Below are 20,542 nucleotides of genomic sequence, written 5' to 3'. Positions count from 1 at the left end.
TACGACGTGCATGTGCGCGCCGGTCAGGTCCTCGTACGGCGTACGCGTCCTTGTACGGCGTACGCGCCGGTCAGTCCTCGATGTCAGTCCTCGATGGACGTCATGACGTGCTTGATCCGGGTGTAGTCCTCGAAGCCGTACGCCGAGAGGTCCTTGCCGTAGCCGGACTTCTTGAACCCGCCGTGCGGCATCTCCGCGACCAGCGGGATGTGGGTGTTGATCCACACACAGCCGAAGTCGAGGCTCTTGGACATGCGCATGGCGCGGGAGTGGTTCTGCGTCCAAACCGAGGAGGCGAGGGCGTAGTCCACGCCGTTGGCGTACTCCACGGCCTGCTGCTCGTCGCTGAAGGACTGGACGGTGATGACGGGTCCGAAGACCTCGTTCTGGATGATCTCGTCGTCCTGCTTGAGGCCGGAGACGACGGTCGGGGCGTAGAAGTAGCCCTTGTCGCCGACCCGGTGGCCGCCCGCCTCGACCTTGGCGTGGGCGGGGAGCCGCTCGATGAAGCCGCTGACCTGCTTCAGCTGGTTGGCGTTGTTGAGCGGGCCGTACGCCACGTCCTCGTCGTCCGGCTGCCCGGTCTTCGTGTCGGCGGCGGCCTTGGCGAGCGCGGCCACGAACTCGTCGTGGATGGACTCGTGGACCAGGACGCGGGTCGCGGCCGTACAGTCCTGGCCCGCGTTGAAGAAGCCCGCCTCGGAGACGCCCTCGACGGTCCGGGCGATGTCGGCGTCCTCGAAGACGACGACGGGCGCCTTGCCGCCGAGCTCCAGGTGGACGCGCTTGACGTCCTTGGCGGCGGACTCGGCGACCTGGATACCGGCCCGTACGGAACCGGTGATGGAGGCCATCGCCGGGGTCGGGTGCTCGACCATCGCGCGGCCGGTGTCCCGGTCGCCGCACAGGACGTTGAAGACGCCCTTGGGCAGGAACTGGCCCATGATCTCGGCCATCAGCACGGTGGAGGCCGGGGTGGTGTCGGACGGCTTGAGCACGACGGTGTTGCCCGCGGCGAGCGCCGGGGCGAACTTCCAGACGGCCATCATCATCGGGTAGTTCCACGGCGCGACCTGCGCGCATACGCCGACGGGCTCGCGGCGCACGATGGAGGTCAGGCCCTCCATGTACTCACCGGCCGAGCGGCCCTCGAGAAGGCGCGCGGCGCCCGCGAAGAAGCGGATCTGGTCCACCACCGGCGGAACCTCTTCGCTGCGGGTGAGCCCCAGCGGCTTGCCGGTGTTCTCCGACTCGGCGGCGACCAGGTCCTCGGCCCGCTCCTCGAAGGCGTCCGCGATCTTCAGCAGGGCCTTCTGGCGCTCGGCGGGCGTGGTGTCGCGCCAGGCCGGGAACGCGGCGGCGGCCGCCTCCATGGCGGCATCGACGTCGGCCTGTCCGGAGAGCGGCGAGGTCGCGTAGACCTCTTCCGTCACCGGGCTGACCACATCGATGGTCCGCCCGTCCGCGGCGTCCCGGAACTCCCCGTTGATGTAGTTGCGCAGACGGCGCACCTCGGTGGTCATGACCACCCCTCCTGTCGGCTGTCCGATGGGTGAGACACCCACCCTAATCGCTCCGGTGACGCTTTCGACATAGGCAACCACCCCCAGCTTCGGATTCAGTCGGTTCCGAGCACCAACTCAACGAATTTCATCGCTCTGGGGTTGCGAGACAGACGAGTGCGGTGCAGAGTGGAGGTGTGGCCAGTCGCAGCGCAGACTCCAGGACCGGGAACGGATCGCCGTCGGCGGTCGATGCCGTCTCCCTCGCAATCATCGAGCAGCTCCAGGAGGACGGACGCCGTCCGTACGCCGCGATCGGCAAGGCCGTCGGCCTCTCCGAAGCGGCTGTGCGCCAGCGCGTCCAGAAGCTGCTCGACCAGGGCGTGATGCAGATCGTCGCCGTCACGGACCCGCTCACCGTGGGATTCCGGCGCCAGGCGATGGTCGGCATCAATGTCGAGGGCGACCTCGACCCGGTGGCCGAAGCCCTGTCGGCAATGGCCGAGTGCGAGTACGTGGTGATGACCGCGGGCTCCTTCGACCTGATGGTGGAGATCGTCTGCGAGGACGACGACCACCTGCTGGAGACGATCAACAAACGCATCCGGGCCATTCCCGGGGTGCGCTCCACCGAGAGCTTTGTTTACCTCAAGCTCAAGAAGCAGACCTATATGTGGGGAACCCGATAGCCGTGAGCAAGGACCTCAGCCGAACCGCGTACGACCACCTGTGGATGCACTTCACCCGCATGTCGGACTACGAGAACGCGCCCGTTCCCACCATCGTGCGTGGCGAGGGAACGTACATCTTCGACGACAAGGGCAAGCGCTACCTGGACGGCCTCTCCGGCCTGTTCGTGGTCAACGCCGGTCACGGTCGTCACGAGCTCGCCGAGACGGCGTACAAGCAGGGCCAGGAGCTCGCCTTCTTCCCGGTGTGGTCCTACGCCCACCCGAAGGCCGTCGAGCTGGCCGAGCGGCTGGCCGACTACGCCCCGGGCGACCTCAACAAGGTCTTCTTCACCACCGGTGGCGGCGAGGCCGTCGAGACCGCCTGGAAGCTGGCCAAGCAGTACTTCAAGCTCAAGGGCCAGCCGACCAAGTACAAGGTCATCTCGCGCGCCGTCGCCTACCACGGCACCCCGCAGGGCGCCCTGTCCATCACGGGTCTGCCCGCCCTCAAGGCCCCCTTCGAGCCGCTGGTCCCCGGCGCGCACAAGGTGCCGAACACCAACATCTACCGCGCCCCGCTCTTCGGCGACGACCCGGAGGCGTTCGGCCGCTGGGCCGCCGACCAGATCGAGCAGGAGATCCTCTTCGAGGGCCCCGAGACCGTCGCGGCCGTCTTCCTGGAGCCCGTGCAGAACGCGGGCGGCTGCTTCCCGCCGCCCCCCGGCTACTTCCAGCGGGTCCGCGAGATCTGCGACCAGTACGACGTGCTGCTCGTCTCCGACGAGGTCATCTGCGCCTTCGGCCGCCTCGGCACGATCTTCGCCTGCGACAAGTTCGGTTACGTACCGGACATGATCACCTGCGCGAAGGGCATGACCTCCGGCTACTCCCCGATCGGTGCCTGCATCGTCTCGGACCGCATCGCCGAGCCCTTCTACCAGGGCGGCAACACCTTCCTGCACGGCTACACCTTCGGCGGCCACCCGGTCTCCGCGGCGGTCGGCCTCGCCAACCTGGACATCTTCGAGCGCGAGAACCTCCCGCAGCACGTCCTGGACAACGAGAACGCCTTCCTCACCACGCTCCAGAAGCTGCACGACCTGCCGATCGTCGGCGACGTCCGCGGCAACGGCTTCTTCTACGGCATCGAGCTGGTGAAGGACAAGGCCACCAAGGAGACGTTCACCGACGAGGAGACCGAGCGCGTCCTGTACGGGTTCCTCTCCAAGGCGCTGTTCGAGAACGGCCTCTACTGCCGCGCCGACGACCGAGGCGACCCGGTCATCCAGCTCGCGCCGCCGCTGATCTCGGACCAGTCCACGTTCGACGAGATCGAGGGCATCCTGCGGACCGTGCTGACGGAGGCGTGGACGAAGCTCTGATCCCCGCCATGAGCGTCTGACCACCGCCACGAGCGCCGGATGATCATCATCCAGCGGTCATTTCATACGGTCCACCCGGCCCGGATGCACCCGTTCGAGTGAGAAGGGGTGCATCCGGGCCGCGTGCTGTGCGTACACCCCGGTCCGACTCCCTACGGTGCCCAGTGACCGATCGGCCGCGTCCTCGTTCCCCCGTACGGGGGAACGGGAAAACTCATCCGAACCGAGGTGTACGCCATGGTGGCCCCGCCGGACAACGACGTGATCTGGGCGCGTTCCCTGCACCACTCCCACAACGGATCGCCCGGCCTCGGCGGTGTCTCCGTGGGCATCCGGGACGCCGAGATCCTGGCCGTCACCGGCCCGCGCGGCAGCGGGAAGACGACCCTGCTGCACTGCCTGTCGGGCCGGCTGGTGCCCGACCAGGGCGAGGTCTGGTTCAACAGCGTCCCCGTGCACACGATGAGCCCCCGGGTGCGCGAACGGCTGCGGCGGGAACGGTTCGGCTGGATCGCCGCCGATCCGGAGCTCGTCCCCGAGCTGACCACCTGGGAGAACGCGGCGCTTCCGCTGCTGCTGCGCGGGGTCGCGCACCGGGCCGCGAAGAAGGCCGCCACCGAGTGGCTGGAGCGCCTCGACATCGCCCCGCTCGCCAGGAAGCGCCCGCACGCCCTGCTCCAGGCCGAGCGCCAGCGGGTCTCCGTGGCCCGGGCGCTCTGCGCGCGGCCGACGGTGATCTTCGCCGACGAGCCCACCGCGACCCTGCACCGCGCCGAGCGCTCCCAGCTCCTGCGCACCCTCACCGCGGCGGCCCGTTCGCACGGCATCACGGTGGTCCTGGCCACCCATGACACCGAGGTCGCCGCCCTCGCCGACCGGGCCGTCTCCCTGCTGGACGGCCGCCGCGTCTCCAACACCGCCCTCACCACCGGCCCCGAAGCGGAGGGCAGCGCGGCGTGCTCGCTCTCCGTCTAGCCCGCGGTACGCACCCCCTCGTCCTGGTCCGGCGGCTCCTGGTGGCCGCCGCCTCCGCCGGAGTCGGCTTCCTCCTCCTGAGCTCCCTGGGGTACGCCGCCGCGCACCCCGCATCCGCCGGTTCGGTGCTGCGGCTGCTGTGGTGCTTCGTCCCGCTGGCCGCCACCGTGCAGTTCGCCGTGGCGGTGGCCCGTACGGACCCGAGCACCCGCCCCCGGCCCGGCCTCTCCTCCGTGGGCCTCGGCCCGGTGCGGCTCTCCGTGCTGGCCGCGGTCTCGACCGCCGTCTCCACCACGCTCGGCTCGATGGTGGCCCTGCTGTTCTTCCTGCATCTGCGGGGCGATCTGACCGGGATGCCCTTCGACGGCGGCGCGGCGGAGTTCCTCGGCGCGGGCACCCCGCTGCCGCTGGCCGCCGCGCTGATGCTGCTCGCCCTCGTACCGGTGGCGTCGGCGACGGCGAGCGCGCTGGCCCTGCGCTCGCGGCCGGACCCGGCGCGGGACACCTTCGGCTCCGAGGAGCTGCCGGAGCCCGCCCCCGTGCCGAGCGGACTCCCCTGGGGCGTGGCGCTGGTGGCCGCGGGGCTGGCGGTGGAGGCGTACGCGTCGGGGGGCGGGTCGGGGAGCGCGTTCCCGCTGCCGGGCCGGTTCGACGCGACCCCGGTGGCGGTGCTGGCGGGCTGGACGCTGACCGCGATCGGCCTGGCCATGGCCGGACCGGGGCTGACCCACCTGTGCGGGCGGGCGCTCCAGGCGGTGCGCCCCGGTGCCGTACGCCTGCTGGCCGGCCGGGTCCTGATGGACGAGGCGCGCCGGATCGGGCGGCCGCTCGGGATCGTCTGCGCGGTGGTCGCCGCCGCGATCGCCGCTTCGGCGCTGTACGGGGGCGACGAGCGCCCCTGGGGCCCGCTCACCGCGCTCGGTGCGGTGCTGGTCCTCGGCTGTACGGTGGCGACCCTGCTGACCTCGGCCCTGGAGGCGAAGCAGGCCCGCGCCCACACCGCTCAGGCGCTGCTGCGGATGGGCGCCCCGGCCTCCGCGCTGCGCGCCGCGACCGCGCTGCGGGCCGCCGCGCTGCTGGCCGTGTTCGCCCCGCTGACCTGGGTGATCGCGGAGCTGGCGGCGCTGCCGCTGGCGAAGTAGGCCGCCGGGGGGGCGGCCCGGTCAGGGGTGGCTGGCCAGACGGGCGGCGAGGGCGTCGAAGAAGGCTTCCCAGCCGTCCTCGGCCGCCGCGTACTGGGCGGGGGTGAGGTGGCCGCCGCGCTGCTGGAAGGCCAGCTCGGTGGTGCCGTCCCCCAGATCGGTGAAGGTCACGGTGACGGTCTCGCCCTCCGTGCTCTCCGTGCCCTCCGGGTCCTTCGGCGCGGAGCCGTCCTTGAGCGTCATGACCAGCCCGTCGGGCTCGCTCACCTCCCGGTACACCCCGTGGAAGGGCATCTCGACGCCCGGCATCACGATGACCAGGCTCCACGCGCCGCCGGGCCGGACGTCCATCGAGACCCGGTCCAGCGGCACGTCGGCCTCACCGCCGTACCAGGCGGCGAAGTCCTCCGGTGACGTCCAGGCGGCGAAGACCCGCCGCTGGGGGGCGTGGAGCACGCGGGTGAGGTCGATGCCCTGGCGGGTGCCACCGTTCATGGTCGCGGCCTCGTCTCGTGGTCGGGGGTCGGGGTCCGGGAGGCGTGTCTTCAGCTTGCCCGGCCCGCCCGGTCCTGTCCTGTCGCGCGGGCCGGGGGCGGACGACGGTCCCGAGCCCTTCCGCCTCCGGGCCGCACCAACGGGCCTTTTTCCAAACACACTTGGGGTTACGACGAATCCCAACGGGGTGAGCGGGCCGCCCGTCCGCCATCCGCTGACCGCGTCGACCCTGTCCGCCCGGCTGACCTTCGACGGACACACACTGCGTCTGACGCGCCGGCTCCGGCCCCTGCCCTGGGGGCGCACCGGACGCATACCGCTGCGCGACGTGATGGCCATCGAGGCGTGGGTGCGCGAGAAGAAGCCTGGTGCGGAGGGGAGGACGCTGACGTACTGCCGGGTCCACCACTACCGGGACGGTGAGGAGCGCTTGAGGAACATCCGGATCAGGCGGCCCCGGAGTGCCACGGCCGATGCCTTCCAGCGGCTCCAGGAGGCGGTGAACGAGGCGGTGGTCGATCACGCGCGCGGCATCATCGATGCCCGGGGACCCGGAGCGGCCACCGGTCCGGCGCACTGGGACGCCGACTTCCGGGACACGATCGCCCACGGACTGCGCACGCCCTGCCCACTGGCCCAGGACGCCCGCCTGAAGAACCGCGTCCTGCTTCCCGACTGGGCCCTGCAGAAATCCGGCCCGTACGTACTCCATCAGCTGCGCCTCCGCGACGGCGCCCTCCTGGAGTGGCACCGCTTCCTGCACGACGGGGCCCAGGAATGGCGCGCTGATCAGGCAGGACAGCCCCTACTCCCCCGCCAGCACCACCGTCTCCGCCTCGTCGAACCGGACGCCCACCACCGCGCCCTCGTCCGGGGTGTCCCGCAGGGCGCACTCGGCCTCCAGGACCGGCGCGTTCTCGGGGGTCAGCCGCACGGTCACGTGGTTCCCGCGGAACGTGCGGACGCCGACCGTGCAGCGCAGCCCGTCCTCCGGGGCGCCGATCAGCACCCCGGCGGGGCGGACCAGGAGGTCCACCTCGCCCTGGGGGGAGCCCTCGGGGACCGGCACCTTGCCCCAGGCGGTGGCGGCGGCCCGGCCGGTCACGGTCGCGGGGGTCACGTTGTCGAAGCCGAGGAAGCGGGCGACGAACGCGGAGGCGGGGTGCTGCCAGACGTCCAGCGGGCTGCCCTCCTGGGCGATCCGCCCGTCCCGCATCACGACGACCCGGTCGGCGAGCGCGAACGCCTCGCCCTGGTCGTGGGTGACGGCGAGCACCGTCGTACCCAACTCCTGGAAGAGGGTGCGCAGTTCGACGACGAGCCGTTCACGGAGGCTGCGGTCGAGCTGGCCCAACGGCTCGTCCAGCATCAGCAGTCTGGGGCGCGGGGCGAGGGCGCGGGCCAGGGCGACGCGTTGCTGCTCGCCGCCGGAGAGGGCGGCGACGGCCCGGCGTTCGGCGCCGGGGAGGCCGACCAGCTCCAGGAGTTCGCGGACCCGGCGCTCGGACTCCGCCCGCCCGGCGCCGTGCATCCGCAGTCCGAACGCCACGTTGGCGCCGACATCGCGGTGCGGGAAGAGCTGATGGTCCTGGAACATCAGGCCGAGGCCGCGCCGGTGGACCGGGACGCCTGCCTGGTCCTGCCCGGCCAGCAGCACCCGGCCGCCGTCCATCGGCTGGAGCCCGGCGACGGCCCGCAGCAGGGTGGACTTGCCGCTGCCGCTGGGGCCGAGCACGCAGACGATGCGGTGGTCGGCCACTTCCAGGTCGACGGCGTCGAGCGCGGCCCGCTTCCCGAACCGTACGGTGGCCGCTTCCAGGCTCAGCATGGTGGTCAGAACTCCCCGGATCGGTCGGTACGGATACGTTCGAGGAGCAGCAGCGAGACCGCGCACACCAGCATCAGGATGGTGCTGAGGGCCATCGCCTGCCCGTAGTTGAGCTCCCCGGAGCGGCCCAGCAGCCGGGCGACCGCGACCGGCAGGGTCGGGTTGTCGGGCCGGGCGATGAAGACGGTGGCGCCGAACTCCCCGAGCGAGACGGCGAACGCGAACCCCGCCGCGACCAGCACCGCCCGCCGCACCAGCGGCAGATCGACCTCCCGCCAGGCCCGCAGCGGGGAGGCCCCCAGCACGGCGGCGGCCTCGCGCAGCCGCTCGTCCACCGCACGGAGGACGGGGAGCATGGTCCGTACGACGAAGGGGACGCCCACCAGCGCCTGGGCCAGCGGGACCAGAATCCAGGAGGTCCGCAGGTCCAGCGGCGGCTTGTCGAGGGTGATGAGGAAGCCGAAGCCGACGGTGACGGCGGAGACCCCGAGCGGCAGCATGAGCAGCGCGTCGAAGCCCCGTACGAGCCGTCCCGCCCGCCGGGTCAGGGCGGCCGCCGCGAGACCGCCGACGACCAGGGCGATGACCGTGGCGATGAACGCGTACCGCAGCGAGTTGCCGACGGCCTCCAGCGGCGGTACGAGGAAGGTCGAGCCGCTGCCCCCGGCGCTCTGGAGGGCCTCGTAGTAGCCGAAGCCGTAACCGCCCGGCCCGTCGAACGACCGCTCCACCAGCACCCCGAGCGGCAGCAGGATCAGCAGCAGCGCGGTGAGCAGCACCCCGCCGAGCAGCGCCCACTGCCCGGGGCCCTGCGGCCTGCGGGAGGTCTGCGCCGGGTCGACGAGCTTCAGCGCCCGCTCCCGGCGGCGTACGGTCACGGCGTGCACGGCGAGGATCGCGCCGACCGCCGCGAACTGGACCAGGGTCAGCACGGCGGCCGTCGGCAGGTCGAGGAGCAGGGCGGTCTGACGGTAGACCTCCACCTCCAGGGTGGAGTGGGCGGGGCCGCCGAGGATCTGCACGACACCGAACGAGGTGAACGTGAAGAGGAAGACCATCAGCGCGGCGGCGGCCACCGCCGGGCCGAGCGCGGGCAGCGTCACCCGGCGCCAGGCGGCGAACCGTCCGGCGCCGAGCACCCGGGCGGCCTCCTCCTGGCGCGGGTCCAGCTGCGACCAGAGACCGCCGACGGTCCGGACGACGACCGCGTAGTTGAAGAAGACGTGGGCGAGCAGGATCGCCCACACGGTGGTGTCGAGCCGTACGCCCCACAGCTCGTCCAGGAGCCCGCCGCGTCCGAGGAGCGCCAGGAACGCGGTGCCGACGACGACGGTGGGCAGCACGAACGGCACGGTGACGACCGCGCGCAGCACCTGCTTCCCGGGGAAGTCGAAACGGGCGAAGACGTACGCGCCGGGGAGGGCGATCAGCAGGGTGAGCGCGGTGGAGGCGAGGGCCTGCCAGGTGGTGAACCAGAGGACGTCGAGGATGTCCGGGCGGGTCAGCACCTCGCCGACCCGCCCGAACTGCCAGGTGCCGTCCGTCTTCAGTCCGCGGCCGACGATCGCGGAGACGGGGTAGGCGAAGAAGACGGCGAAGAAGGCGACGGGCACGGCCATCAGACCGAGCCGTACGGCCGCTCCGCGCCACCCTCCGCCGCCACCGGACCGCGTGCCGCCGGACCGGGGTCCGGCGGCGGGGTCGGCTTCGGCGGCCTTGGTGGGGCCGTTTACTTCACGGCGATCGAGTGCCACGCCTGGACCCACTGCTCACGGTTGGCGGCGATCTTCTCCGGGGCCACGGTGGCCGGCTTGTCGACGGTCTCGCCGAACTCGGTGAAGATCTCCGGCAGCTTCGCGTCCTTCACGACCGGGTTGACGAACATGTTCAGCGGCACGTCCTCCTGGAACGTCCGGCTGATCAGGAAGTCCAGCAGCGCCTTGCCGCCCGCCTCGTTCTTCGCTCCGTTCAGCAGTCCGGCGTACTCGGTCTGCCGGAAGCAGGTCCCGGTGGAGACGCCGGTGGGGGCCTCCTTGGGCTGCGGGTCGGCGTAGAGGACCTCGACGGGCGGGCTGGAGGCGTAGCTGACGACGAGCGGCCGGTCCGCCTTGGCCTTCTTGCCTGCCGCGGAGCCCGAGAACTCCTCGTGGTACGCCTGCTCCCAGCCGTCGACGACCTTGACGCCGTTGGCCTTCAGCTTCTTCCAGTAGTCCTGGTAGCCGTCCTCGCCCTGGGCGGCGATGGTGCCGAGGAGGAAGCCGAGGCCGGGCGAGGAACTCGCCGCGTTCTCGGTCACCAGGAGGTTCTTGTACTCCGGCTTGATCAGGTCCTCGAAGGTCTGCGGCGGGTCGAGCTTCTTGTCGGCGAAGTACTTCTTGTCGTAGTTGACGCAGATGTCGCCGGTGTCGACGGGGGTGACGCGGTGCTTGTCGTCCTGCTCGGTGCCGTCCGCGACCCGGTCCAGGCCCTTGGCCTCGTACGCGGTGAAGAGGTCGTTGTCGAGGGCGCGGGAGAGCAGGGTGTTGTCGACGCCGAAGAAGACGTCTCCGCGGGGGGAGCCCTTGGTCAGGATCTCCTGGTTGAGCGCGGACCCGGCGTCGCCGCTCTTGAGGAGCTCGACGGTGTAGCCGCTCTCCTTGGTGAACTGCTTCAGCACCTTCTCCGAGGCGTTGAAGGAGTCGTGGGTGACCAGGGTGACGGTCTTGGAACCGCTGCCCTTCGACGCGCCGGAACCGGCCGAGGTGCCGTCGGAGCCGCCGCAGCCCGCGAGGACGGTGACGCCGAGCGCCGCGGCGAGCGCGGTCGCGGCGTACTTCTTGGTGGTGTTCATGTGATTCCTCCTGGAGGTGACCAGGAAGAGACGCGGCCCCGCCCGCCCCCGGAGCCGTACCGGAGGCGGGCAGGGCGCAACAGCTTGAGTAAGGTCCGAACTTCCTACCCGGAATGACCCGGGCGAGGTTCAGAGGGTCTGCGGCCAACCTGTCCTTGGTGCCGCACTCTCAGCGCTGTGGCGCTCCCCTGTCGGAATATGAAGTTGATTGCGCGCCCAGGCTACACCGGCGGTTTCCGGCCGGGCCGGGAGGCCGCCCGTGCTTCAGCGCTCCGAGGCCGCCAGCTGCCCGCAGGCCCCGTCGATCTCCTGGCCCCGCGTGTCCCGGACGGTGACGGGCACGCCGTGGGCCGCGATGGCCTCGACGAACGCCTTCTCGTCCTCGGGGCGCGAGGCGGTCCACTTGGAGCCGGGGGTGGGGTTGAGCGGGATCAGGTTGACGTGCACCCGCTTGCCCTTGAGCAGCCGGCCGAGCAGGTCGCCGCGCCATGCCTGATCGTTGATGTCCCGGATCAGGGCGTACTCGATGGAGATCCGGCGGCCGGACTTCTCCGCGTACTCCCAGGCGGCGTCCAGCACCTCGCGGACGTTCCACCGGGTGTTGACGGGGACGAGGGTGTCCCGCAGCTCGTCGTCCGGGGCGTGCAGCGAGACGGCGAGGCGGCACTTGAACCCCTCGTCGGCGAAGCGCAGCATCGCCGGGACGAGCCCCACGGTGGAGACGGTGATCCCGCGCTGGGAGAGGCCGAGGCCGTCCGGCTCGGGGTCGGTGAGCCGGCGGATCGCGCCGACCACACGGTTGTAGTTGGCGAGCGGCTCGCCCATGCCCATGAAGACGATGTTGGAGAGCCGGGCCGGACCCCCGGGCACCTCGCCGTCGCGCAGGGCGCGCATGCCGTCGACGATCTGGTGCACGATCTCGGCGGTCGACAGATTGCGGTCGAGCCCGGCCTGCCCGGTGGCGCAGAAGGGGCAGTTCATCCCGCAGCCGGCCTGGGAGGAGATACACATCGTGACGCGCTCGGGGTAGCGCATCAGGACGGACTCGACGAGCGTGCCGTCGTGCAGCTTCCACAGCGTCTTACGGGTGGTGTCGTCGTCACAGCTGATGTGGCGGACCACCGACATCAGGTCGGGGAACAGCGCCTCGGCGAGCTTCTCCCGGGACCCGGCGGGGATGTTGGTCCACTGCGCGGGGTCGTGCGCGTACCGCGCGAAGTAGTGCTGCGAGAGCTGCTGGGCGCGGAACGGCTTCTCGCCGGTCGCGGCGACCGCTTCCTTGCGCTCGGCGGGCGTGAGGTCGGCGAGGTGCCGCGGGGGCTTCTTGGCTCCGCGGGGCGCGACGAAAGTGAGTTCTCCGGGCTTAGGCATGGTTCATCCAGTGTCGCAGACACGCGGAGGTGCCCCGGCTCGTCGCCCGGCCCAGCGGCGACCCGGGCCCGGCCCTGTTACGGACCGCAGGCATCCGCCCACGCCGATCATGGTTCTGCGCGAGATCGTTTGAAGCGATACTCACCTTGGGCAGTGGCTAGTGCGGAAGCAGCAGACAGAAGGGCATCAACCTGTGGACAAGATATCAACAATTGCATCTCTCATCATCTCTACGGTCTCACTTGCCGCCGTTGCAGCCGCACTGAGATTCCAATCCCGTCAAATGAAAATTGCGCAGGACGAAAGCATGAGGGCCCAGCATCGAGAGCTCATCGCCATGTCAATCAATGACATTTCGCTGTCCCAATGCTGGGGCGGCAGCGCGAGCCAGGAGAGCAGCGAAAGAGAGAGGCAGCTCATGTTCGCCAATCTCATCTTCTCCTGGTACTACTCATCGTTCATCACCGAGGACGCCAATGAAGCGCAGCTGGAGCTGAACCTGAGAACGTTCTTCAGCGGCGATGTGGGGCGGCAGTACTGGGACCAGGGCAGGTCAGGGTGGGCGGGCCTGCTGGAAGCCGCGGAATCGAAGAAAAAGGCCAGGTTCCTCGCCATCGCCGACCGCGCCTACGAGTCCGCCGCGATGAGCTCATGACCGCGCTGCCGCAGTACTTCTCCGGGCTCAGGCATGGCATGGTTCATCCGGTGTCGCAGACAGACGGGTGAGGGCCCGCCGCCCTGTGGACAACGGACCCTCACTCGTAGAACGTTCAGGTGGGACGTGGTGCGCGCCCCGGGAAAGGGCGCTCAGCCCGAGCCGACGAACAGGACCAGCAGCAGCCAGACCACCGGAGCGGTCGGCAGCAGCGAGTCCAGCCGGTCCATGATGCCGCCGTGGCCGGGGAGAAGGGTTCCCATGTCCTTGATCCCGAGGTCCCGCTTGATCATGGACTCGCCGAGGTCGCCGAGGGTGGCGCTGACGGCGACCGCGAGACCGAGCAACAGCCCCTGCCACCAGGCGCCCCCGTCGATCAGGAACTCCATGCACAGCGCCCCGGCGACCATGGCGAAGGCCACGGCACCGAGCAGGCCCTCGCGGGTCTTGCCGGGGCTGATGCGGGGGGCCAGCTTGTGGGTGCCGAAGCGCCAGCCGACCGCGTACGCCCCGGTGTCGCTGACGACGGTGAGGACGAGGAAGGTCAGCACCCGCCACGGCCCGTCGTCCGCCGTCAGCAGCAGGGCGACGAAGGTCGCGAGGAAGGGCACGTAGAACGCGGCGAAGACCCCCGCCGTGACGTCCTTGAGGTAACCCTCCGGCGGCTCGGTCATCCGCCAGACCAGCACCGCGAGCGCGGTCAGGGCCATGGCGACCCAGGCCCCCTCCGCGCCCCGGGCGTAGCCCGCGACGACCATCGCGGCGCCGCCGACGGCGAGCGGGATCAGGGGCGCGTTGATGCCCTTCTGCTCCCGCAGCCGGGAGGTGAGCTCCCAGAGGCCGACCACGACGGCGAGGGCGACCACGCCGACGAAGACGGCCTTCACGATGAACAGCGAGGCGACGATGACGGCGCCGAGCCCCACGCCGACCCCTATGGCGGCGCGCAGATCACGCCCCGCGCGCTTCTTCTGCGGCGGGGACGGCAGCGGGGTGGACATGGGCTCCTGCGGCATCTCGTCACGGAACAGGGGGCCGCTGACGTGCGCGGCGTCCCCGTCCCGGTCTCCACGGCTCTGTGCGTCTCTACCTGCGTCGGGAACGTCCGGCACGTTGGGCATGGGCCGAGTCTGCTGGGCTTCATGCACATCGTAGGCGGGACCCGCCGGAGCGACCCCCATCTCGGGGGCACCCCGGTAACCGGCTCCCTGCGGTGCGCCCCAGGAAGAGTCGTTCATCAGACTTCGAGCAGCTCGGCTTCCTTGTGCTTGAGCAGCTCGTCCACCTGCGCGACGTACTTCGCGGTGGTGTCGTCGAGCTCCTTCTCGGCGCGGCGCACCTCGTCCTCGCCGGACTCCTTGTCCTTGACGAGCTTGTCGAGCGCTTCCTTGGCCTTGCGGCGGATGGAGCGGATCGAGATCTTGGAGTCCTCGGCCTTGCCCTTGGCGACCTTGATGTACTCCTTGCGGCGGTCCTGGGTGAGCTCGGGGAACGTCACCCGGATGATATTGCCGTCGTTGCTCGGGTTGACGCCGAGGTCGGAGTCGCGGATCGCCTGCTCGATGTTGCGCAGCGCGGTCTTGTCGAACGGCGTCACGACGGCCATCCGCGGCTCGGGCACCGAGAACGAGGCCAGCTGGTTGATCGGGGTCAGCGCGCCGTAGTAGTCCGCGACGATCTTGTTGAACATCGCCGGGTGCGCACGGCCGGTACGGATCGCGGCGAAGTCCTCTTTCGCGACGACGACGGCCTTCTCCATCTTCTCCTCGGCCTCGAGGAGGATTTCTTCGATCACCACGTGCTCCTGCGTGTCTTGTGTGGGCGCGGCATCGTCATCACCGTGCCCTGCGGGTCCTGCGTCGCGTCCTCACCTGCACGGTGTCCGACCGGCAGGCCGTTGTCCATCCTGGGGGGCCGTCAGGCCCGGGTGCTCTCGTCGCTCACGAGCGTGCCGATCTTCTCACCCTTGACCGCGCGGGCGATATTGCCCTCGGCGGTCAGCTCGAAGACGAGGATCGGGAGCTTGTTGTCACGGCAGAGCGTGATGGCGGTGGCGTCGGCGACCTTCAGGTCGCGCGTGATCACCTCGCCGTACTCCAGCGCGTCGAACTTCACCGCGTCGGGGTTGGCCTTCGGGTCGGAGTCGTAGACCCCGTCCACACCGTTCTTCCCCATGAGCAGCGCCTCGGCGTCGATCTCCAGGGCGCGCTGGGCGGCGGTGGTGTCGGTGGAGAAGTACGGCATGCCCATACCGGCGCCGAAGATGACGACGCGCCCCTTCTCCAGGTGCCGCACCGCACGGAGCGGGATGTACGGCTCGGCGACCTGGCCCATGGTGATGGCGGTCTGGACGCGCGAGTCGATGCCCTCCTTCTCCAGGAAGTCCTGGAGCGCCAGGCAGTTCATGACGGTGCCGAGCATGCCCATGTAGTCGGACCGGGCCCGGTCCATGCCGCGCTGCTGGAGCTCGGCACCGCGGAAGAAGTTGCCTCCTCCGATGACCACCGCGATCTGGGCGCCGTCGCGGACGACGGCGGCGATCTCGCGGGCGATGGTGTGCACGACGTCGGGGTCGACACCGAGGCCGCCGCCGCCGGCGAATGCCTCACCGGAGAGCTTCAGCATGAAGCGCCCGGAACCCTTGTCGTCGTCGTGCCTGTCGTCGGCCTTGGTGGCGTCCGCGCCCTTGTCCATGGAAATTCTCCTCGTGCACATACGAAGAAGGCCATTGCCGGTGGGTCTGGTGTCCCTACAGCGGCAATGGCCTCCTCGTCAGATCTGCGGTCGTCCGGCGTGGGTGCGGCCGTCGACTGCACCCGACCCTATCGGGTCGGGTGCTGTTCGCCCGGACGGACTCAGATGCCGACCTTGATGCGCGAGAAGCGCTTCAGGGTGACACCGGCCTCGTCCAGGACCTTCTGGACGGACTTCTTGGCGTCCAGCGCGTACGGCTGGCCGAGGAGGGTGGCCTCCTTGAAGAAGCCGTTGACGCGACCCTCGACGATCTTCGGGAGGGCGGCCTCGGGCTTGCCCTCGGCGCGGGTGGTCTCCTCGGCGACGCGGCGCTCGGCCTCGACGACCTCGGCCGGGACGTCCTCGCGGGAGAGGTACTTCGGCGCGAAGGCGGCGATGTGCTGGGCGATGCCCTTGGCCAGATCGGCGTCGGCCTTGTCCAGCTCGACCAGGACACCGATCTGCGGGGGCAGGTCGGGCATGGTGCGGTGCATGTACACGGAGACGAAGTCGCCGGTGAACTGCGCGAAGCGGTCCAGGACGATCTTCTCGCCGAGGTTGGCGTTGGCCTCGTCCACGTACGCCTGGACGGTCTTGCCGGGCTCGATCTCGGAGGCGAGGAGCGCGGCGATGTCGGCCGGGGAGGTGGCGGCGACGTGCGCGGCCAGCGTGTTGGCGACGGCCTGGAACTTGTCGCCCTTGGCGACGAAGTCCGTCTCGCACTTCAGCTCGAGGAGGACGCCGGACGTCTTGTCCTCGGAGATGAGGGAGACGACGGCACCGTTCTCGGCGGAGCGGCCCTCGCGCTTGGCGACGCCCTTCTGGCCCTTGATACGGAGCGCCTCGACGGCCTTGTCGACGTTGCCGTCGGCCTCGTCAAGCGCCTTCTTGCAGTCCATCATGCCGGCGCCGGTCAGCTCACGGAGCTTCTTGACGTCAGCGGCGGTGTAGTTCGCCATGAGTCTGTATGTCTCTCTCGAAGTCTGAAAGATCTACGGGTGAACGGCGGGGGCGGCGCTCGCGGCACCGGCCCCCGCCGTCAGCAGCCGTGACGGCTGTCAGGCGTCCGTGGCCGGAGCCTCGGCCTCGGCGACGGCCTCGGCCGGCTTCTCGGCGTCGGCGACCTTCTCGGTCTCGGCGGAGGACTGGACCTCGGCGGCGGCCGCGGTCTCGTCCTTCTTGTCGCCCTCGAGCAGGTCGCGCTCCCACTCGGCGAGGGGCTCGCCGGCGGCCTTCTCGCCCGGCTTCGAGTCACCGGTGGCGGCACCGGAGCGGGCGATGAGGCCCTCGGCGACGGCGTCGGCGATCACGCGGGTGAGCAGGGTGACGGAGCGGATCGCGTCGTCGTTGCCCGGAATCTTGTAGTCGACCTCGTCGGGGTCGCAGTTGGTGTCGAGGATCGCGACGACCGGGATGTGGAGCTTGCGCGCCTCACCGACGGCGATGTGCTCCTTCTTGGTGTCGACGATCCAGACGGCGCTGGGCACCTTCTGCATCTCGCGGATACCACCGAGGGTCTTCTCCAGCTTGGCCTTCTCGCGCGAGAGGACCAGGAGCTCCTTCTTGGTGAGGCCGGAGGCGGCCACGTCCTCGAAGTCGATGAGCTCGAGCTCCTTCAGACGCTGAAGGCGCTTGTAGACGGTGGAGAAGTTGGTGAGCATGCCACCGAGCCAGCGCTGGTTGACGTACGGCATGCCGACGCGCGTCGCCTGCTCGGCGATGGCCTCCTGGGCCTGCTTCTTCGTACCCACGAACATGATGGAGCCGCCGTGGGCGACGGTCTCCTTGACGAACTCGTAGGCGCGGTCGATGTACGACAGCGACTGGAGCAGGTCGATGATGTAGATGCCGTTGCGCTCGGTGAAGATGAAGCGCTTCATCTTCGGGTTCCAGCGACGGGTCTGGTGACCGAAGTGGACGCCGCTTTCCAGCAGCTCCCGCATCGTGACGACGGCCATGGCCGTACTCCTTGAGGTACTCGGTTATCGCGACCGCAGGTTTGCGTTCGCGCCTGACGCCCCGACGCGCCGTGCCACGAGGGACCGAGGGGCGCGGCCACCATCCCGAAAGAGGGAGGTGGCGGGGCGTGCGAAGTCGACCCGGTGACCCGGATCGCCGTAAGAAGTGTACGGGACCCGCCGGGTGCCGGGTGACGGCGATGTCCATGAGCGGGCGGGCGCGGAGTCCACGGCGAGCGCGCCCGGTGTCCACGGTCGGTGCGGTCGGTGGCCACGGCCGGGTGACGGCGATGTCCACAACCGGCGAGTAGTCCACAGGCGCGGCCCGTGATCCCCGGAATCCGGTCTTCCGGGAGAGCGTTGATCCATGCGATTCCTGCGATTCCCGCGCTCTCCTCGGCCTCTGAGCTCTCTGGGACTCCCGCGCTCTCTGCGGCTCCTGCGGTCTCTGCTGCGCCTGCGACCCCTGCTGTCCTCGCTGCCCCTGCGGTTCTTGCGATTCCTGCGATTCCCGCGTCTGCTGCCCCGCACGTCCGGCCCGCGCCGCGTGCGCGGGCCGCTGTTCCTGCCGGCCGTGGCCGTGCTGGTCGTGGCTCTGCTGACGGCCGTGCTATCGCCGCCACGGGCTGCGGCCGGGGCCGGGGTGCTGCCCGACGCCTTACGGGCCGAGGGGGTGCCGCCGCCGGTGCCCGGGGCGGACGGGGACGTGGGGGCGGACGAGGAACCGCCTCCGTCGGCGGCAGACGGGCCGGACGGGGGTGCGGGCGGAGACGCGGGTGCGGATACGGGCGCAGGCCCAGGCGCGGGCTCGGGGACCTTCGCGGAGCTGGACGGTGGTCCGGTCTGGCCGCTGGCCGGGAGGCCCGCGGTGTTACGTGGGTGGGAGCCGCCCGCCGGTCCGTACGGGCCCGGCCACCGCGGCGTCGACCTGGCGGCCCGGCCGGGGGACGTCGTACGGGCCGCCGCCACCGGCCGGGTCTCGTTCGCGGGGCGGGTGGCCGGGCGCGGAGTGATCTCCGTCGAGCTGGCGGGGAGCGGGGCGCCGCCGCTGCGGACGACGTACGAGCCGGTGCGGGCGCTGGTGCGGAAGGGCGACCTCGTGGTGGCGGGCGGGCCGGTCGGTCTGCTGGAGGCGGGACCGTTCCACTGCGCCGAGGGCTGTCTGCACTGGGGGCTGCGGCGGGCGAAGTCCTACCTGGACCCGCTCTCGCTGCTGCCGCCTCACCTCCTGCGGCGCGGCCCGTCGCGCCTGCTGCCGGTGTTCGGAGTGCCGGAACCGGAGGTGCCGGAACCAGGGACGCCGGAACGGGGAGCACCGGAATCCGGCGGGACAGGAGCACCAGGACCGAGCGGAACGCCGGAACCCGGCGCGGTGCCGGAACCTGACGCGTTGCTGGGACCCAGCGCGGCGCAGGTACCCGGCGCGGTGCTGGGGGCGGAAGGAGCGGCGGTGGCGGGAGCCGCCGCGCTCAGCCCCGTACGCCGCGCAGGATCATGGCGACGGCGGTGTCCGCGATGACGCCGGGCTCCTCGGCCACGCTCAGCTCGATACGGCGCACGGCGGCGTCCACCGAGCCCTGGAGGAGCATGGCGGCGAGCCTGGGCTGCGTGTGGCCGAGGTCCCCGAGCGCTTCGACGATCATGGCGATCAGACCGCCGTGCGCGGCCCGGATCTTCTCCCGGGCACCGGCGTCCAGCTCACTCGCGGAGATCGCGACGACCGCCCGGTGGCGGCGGTCCCCGACGAGGTCGAGCTGGCGGCGCACATACGCCTCGATCTTCGCCTCGGGGGTCTCGGCGCGCTGCATCGCGTTCTCGACCTCGGCCGCCCAGACGGGGAAGTCGACGGCGCAGAGCTCCTCGACGACGGCGGCGCGCGAGCGGAAGTACTCGTACACGGAGGACCGGGCGAGGCCCGTGCGCTCGGCGAGTGCGGGGAAGGTCAGCGCCTCCGTACCGCCCTCGGACAGCAGGGAGCGCGCGGCGTCCAGGAGGGCGCCGCGCTGCATGGTCCGGTGCTCGGCCACGGAGGCCGCTCGAATCCTGGGCACGTATCCACTCTACGGCGACGGCTGGCGGAGGGAAGGGCACAGCCTCGGTACGGGTGGCCGGAGGGGGTGCTTTCAGCGTCCGGCATCGGCCAGTTTGGCCCGCAGCTGGAGCACGGACTTGGTGTGGATCTGGCTGACCCGGCTCTCCGTCACCCCGAGGACGTTGCCGATCTCGGCGAGGGTCAGGCCCTCGTAGTAGTAGAGGGTCACCACTGTCTTCTCACGGTCGGGGAGCGTGTTGATGGCGCGCGCGAGCAGCCTTCTCAGCTCGCGGTCCTCGGCCACCTCCACCGGGTTGTCGGCGGCGGTGTCCTCCAGGGTGTCCATCAGGGTCAGCCGCTCGCCGCCCTCACCGCCGACCTGGAGCATCTCCTCCAGGGCCACGACGTTGGCCAGCGACAACTGGCTGAAAACCGCGTGCAGTTCCTCCAGTCCGATCCCCATCTCCGAGGCGACCTCGGACTCGGACGGGGTACGCCTCAGCCGGGCCTCCAGCGTGGCGTAGGCGCGCTCCACGTTCCGCGCCTTCTGCCGGACGGACCGGGGAATCCAGTCGAGCGCCCGCAGTTCGTCGATCATCGCGCCGCGGATTCTGGTGATCGCGTACGTCTCGAACTTGATGGCGCGCTCGATGTCGAACTTCTCGATGGCGTCGATCAGTCCGAAGACCCCGGAGGAGACGAAGTCGGCCTGTTCGACGTTGGACGGCAGCCCCACACTCACCCGGCCCGCCACGTACTTGACGAGCGGCGAGTAGTGCAGGATCAGCTGCTCGCGCAGCCGCTCGTCGCCGGTGGTCTTGTACGAACGCCACAGTTCGTCGAGCGAGGAGGGGGCGGGAGGGCGCACAGTGCCACGCGCAACCGGTGGTACTGCCGCGCGGTCAGACCCGGAGGTGTGCTGGGGCATGTGGTGCCTTGAGCCGTTCTGCCGTGAAGTGCTGGGGGAC

Annotated in this window: 18 protein-coding genes, 1 pseudogene and 1 riboswitch; of the genes and pseudogenes, 6 read left to right on the top strand and 13 right to left on the bottom strand. The window is 70.5% G+C overall.

The features are described 5' to 3' along the window. Positions 1-83: 83 nt before the first annotated feature. On the bottom strand, positions 84-1,523 hold the full coding sequence (locus B7C62_27520; protein ARF75587.1) for a gamma-aminobutyraldehyde dehydrogenase: 1,440 nt from the start codon (positions 1,521-1,523) through the stop codon (positions 84-86). Positions 1,524-1,684: 161 nt separating this feature from the next. Here B7C62_27520 and B7C62_27515 point away from each other — a divergent pair, with 161 nt between their 5' ends. The 4 genes from B7C62_27515 to B7C62_27500 all read left to right on the top strand — a co-directional run bounded on the left by B7C62_27515 (position 1,685) and on the right by B7C62_27500 (position 5,672). After that, entirely contained in the window at positions 1,685-2,191 is a 507-nt protein-coding gene (locus tag B7C62_27515; protein ID ARF75586.1) for an AsnC family transcriptional regulator, read from the top strand. Beyond that, positions 2,176-3,555, top strand: coding sequence for an aspartate aminotransferase family protein (locus tag B7C62_27510; GenBank protein ARF75585.1), 1,380 nt, complete (start codon positions 2,176-2,178; stop codon positions 3,553-3,555). Before B7C62_27515 ends, B7C62_27510 begins: the two co-directional genes overlap by 16 nt. Positions 3,556-3,792: 237 nt before the next feature. Further along, entirely contained in the window at positions 3,793-4,530 is a 738-nt protein-coding gene (locus B7C62_27505) for an ABC transporter ATP-binding protein (protein ARF77397.1), read from the top strand. Next, positions 4,512-5,672, top strand: a complete 1,161-nt coding sequence (locus B7C62_27500; GenBank protein ARF75584.1) for a hypothetical protein — start codon at positions 4,512-4,514, stop codon at positions 5,670-5,672. Before B7C62_27505 ends, B7C62_27500 begins: the two co-directional genes overlap by 19 nt. A gap of 21 nt (positions 5,673-5,693) precedes the next feature. Here B7C62_27500 and B7C62_27495 read toward each other — a convergent pair whose 3' ends face one another. The 5 genes from B7C62_27495 to B7C62_27475 all read right to left on the bottom strand — a co-directional run bounded on the left by B7C62_27495 (position 5,694) and on the right by B7C62_27475 (position 12,196). After that, the gene (locus B7C62_27495; protein ID ARF75583.1) at positions 5,694-6,167 is read right to left on the bottom strand and encodes an ATPase; all 474 of its coding nucleotides are present in this window, start codon (positions 6,165-6,167) and stop codon (positions 5,694-5,696) included. Positions 6,168-6,972: 805 nt separating this feature from the next. Beyond that, complete coding sequence (locus B7C62_27490; protein ARF75582.1) at positions 6,973-7,995, bottom strand: iron ABC transporter ATP-binding protein; 1,023 nt, start codon at positions 7,993-7,995, stop codon at positions 6,973-6,975. Between the two features lie 5 nt (positions 7,996-8,000). Next, complete coding sequence (locus B7C62_27485) at positions 8,001-9,614, bottom strand: iron ABC transporter permease (GenBank protein ARF75581.1); 1,614 nt, start codon at positions 9,612-9,614, stop codon at positions 8,001-8,003. A gap of 110 nt (positions 9,615-9,724) precedes the next feature. Continuing rightward, on the bottom strand, positions 9,725-10,825 hold the full coding sequence (locus B7C62_27480; GenBank protein ID ARF75580.1) for a thiamine ABC transporter substrate-binding protein: 1,101 nt from the start codon (positions 10,823-10,825) through the stop codon (positions 9,725-9,727). A gap of 83 nt (positions 10,826-10,908) precedes the next feature. Further along, a riboswitch (TPP riboswitch) is annotated at positions 10,909-11,025 on the bottom strand. Positions 11,026-11,089: 64 nt separating this feature from the next. Continuing rightward, entirely contained in the window at positions 11,090-12,196 is a 1,107-nt protein-coding gene (locus B7C62_27475; GenBank protein ARF75579.1) for a 23S rRNA (adenine(2503)-C(2))-methyltransferase RlmN, read from the bottom strand. A gap of 283 nt (positions 12,197-12,479) precedes the next feature. Here B7C62_27475 and B7C62_27470 point away from each other — a divergent pair, with 283 nt between their 5' ends. Beyond that, on the top strand, positions 12,480-12,851 hold the full coding sequence (locus B7C62_27470) for a hypothetical protein (protein ID ARF75578.1): 372 nt from the start codon (positions 12,480-12,482) through the stop codon (positions 12,849-12,851). Between the two features lie 152 nt (positions 12,852-13,003). Here the strand turns inward: B7C62_27470 and B7C62_27465 are convergent, their stop codons facing one another. The 5 genes from B7C62_27465 to B7C62_27445 all read right to left on the bottom strand — a co-directional run bounded on the left by B7C62_27465 (position 13,004) and on the right by B7C62_27445 (position 17,542). Continuing rightward, a complete protein-coding gene (locus tag B7C62_27465; protein ID ARF75577.1) occupies positions 13,004-14,089 on the bottom strand; it encodes a phosphatidate cytidylyltransferase in 1,086 nt (361 codons plus the stop codon). Then, positions 14,089-14,646 (bottom strand): ribosome-recycling factor, encoded by a 558-nt coding sequence (locus B7C62_27460; protein ID ARF75576.1) that lies wholly within the window; start codon positions 14,644-14,646, stop codon positions 14,089-14,091. The genes B7C62_27465 and B7C62_27460 overlap by 1 nt, the downstream gene beginning before the upstream one ends. A gap of 122 nt (positions 14,647-14,768) precedes the next feature. Next, on the bottom strand, positions 14,769-15,545 hold the full coding sequence (locus tag B7C62_27455; protein ID ARF75575.1) for a UMP kinase: 777 nt from the start codon (positions 15,543-15,545) through the stop codon (positions 14,769-14,771). Between the two features lie 161 nt (positions 15,546-15,706). After that, positions 15,707-16,543 carry a translation elongation factor Ts gene (locus B7C62_27450; protein ID ARF75574.1) on the bottom strand — a complete coding sequence of 279 codons (837 nt, stop codon included), beginning with the start codon at positions 16,541-16,543 and terminating at the stop codon, positions 15,707-15,709. Positions 16,544-16,642: 99 nt separating this feature from the next. Next, a complete protein-coding gene (locus B7C62_27445; protein ID ARF75573.1) occupies positions 16,643-17,542 on the bottom strand; it encodes a 30S ribosomal protein S2 in 900 nt (299 codons plus the stop codon). A gap of 673 nt (positions 17,543-18,215) precedes the next feature. Here B7C62_27445 and B7C62_27440 point away from each other — a divergent pair. Further along, positions 18,216-18,928, top strand: a pseudogene (locus tag B7C62_27440) (peptidase M23). A gap of 83 nt (positions 18,929-19,011) precedes the next feature. Here the strand turns inward: B7C62_27440 and B7C62_27435 are convergent. Further along, a complete protein-coding gene (locus B7C62_27435) occupies positions 19,012-19,569 on the bottom strand; it encodes a TetR family transcriptional regulator (protein ARF75572.1) in 558 nt (185 codons plus the stop codon). Positions 19,570-19,665: 96 nt separating this feature from the next. Then, the gene (locus tag B7C62_27430) at positions 19,666-20,502 is read right to left on the bottom strand and encodes an RNA polymerase sigma factor WhiG (protein ARF75571.1); all 837 of its coding nucleotides are present in this window, start codon (positions 20,500-20,502) and stop codon (positions 19,666-19,668) included. Between the last annotated feature and the right edge of the window lie 40 nt (positions 20,503-20,542).

This window comes from Kitasatospora albolonga (assembly GCA_002082585.1).
Classification (GTDB): domain Bacteria; phylum Actinomycetota; class Actinomycetes; order Streptomycetales; family Streptomycetaceae; genus Streptomyces; species Streptomyces stephensoniae.
Note: the sequence above shows the minus strand (reverse complement) of the source record. Positions and strands in the feature narration are given on the sequence as shown.

What these genes read in the sequence shown, in the direction of transcription:
- B7C62_27520 (ARF75587.1), bottom strand. Translation starts at nt 1,523, where the DNA reads ATGACCACCGAGGTGCGCCGTCTGCGCAACTACATCAACGGGGAGTTC.
- B7C62_27505 (ARF77397.1), top strand. Translation starts at nt 3,793, where the DNA reads ATGGTGGCCCCGCCGGACAACGACGTGATCTGGGCGCGTTCCCTGCAC.
- B7C62_27495 (ARF75583.1), bottom strand. Translation starts at nt 6,167, where the DNA reads ATGAACGGTGGCACCCGCCAGGGCATCGACCTCACCCGCGTGCTCCAC.
- B7C62_27475 (ARF75579.1), bottom strand. Translation starts at nt 12,196, where the DNA reads ATGCCTAAGCCCGGAGAACTCACTTTCGTCGCGCCCCGCGGAGCCAAG.
- B7C62_27490 (ARF75582.1), bottom strand. Translation starts at nt 7,995, where the DNA reads ATGCTGAGCCTGGAAGCGGCCACCGTACGGTTCGGGAAGCGGGCCGCG.
- B7C62_27465 (ARF75577.1), bottom strand. Translation starts at nt 14,089, where the DNA reads ATGAACGACTCTTCCTGGGGCGCACCGCAGGGAGCCGGTTACCGGGGT.
- B7C62_27480 (ARF75580.1), bottom strand. Translation starts at nt 10,825, where the DNA reads ATGAACACCACCAAGAAGTACGCCGCGACCGCGCTCGCCGCGGCGCTC.
- B7C62_27445 (ARF75573.1), bottom strand. Translation starts at nt 17,542, where the DNA reads ATGGCCGTCGTCACGATGCGGGAGCTGCTGGAAAGCGGCGTCCACTTC.
- B7C62_27455 (ARF75575.1), bottom strand. Translation starts at nt 15,545, where the DNA reads ATGGACAAGGGCGCGGACGCCACCAAGGCCGACGACAGGCACGACGAC.
- B7C62_27450 (ARF75574.1), bottom strand. Translation starts at nt 16,543, where the DNA reads ATGGCGAACTACACCGCCGCTGACGTCAAGAAGCTCCGTGAGCTGACC.
- B7C62_27485 (ARF75581.1), bottom strand. Translation starts at nt 9,614, where the DNA reads ATGGCCGTGCCCGTCGCCTTCTTCGCCGTCTTCTTCGCCTACCCCGTC.
- B7C62_27470 (ARF75578.1), top strand. Translation starts at nt 12,480, where the DNA reads ATGAAAATTGCGCAGGACGAAAGCATGAGGGCCCAGCATCGAGAGCTC.
- B7C62_27430 (ARF75571.1), bottom strand. Translation starts at nt 20,502, where the DNA reads ATGCCCCAGCACACCTCCGGGTCTGACCGCGCGGCAGTACCACCGGTT.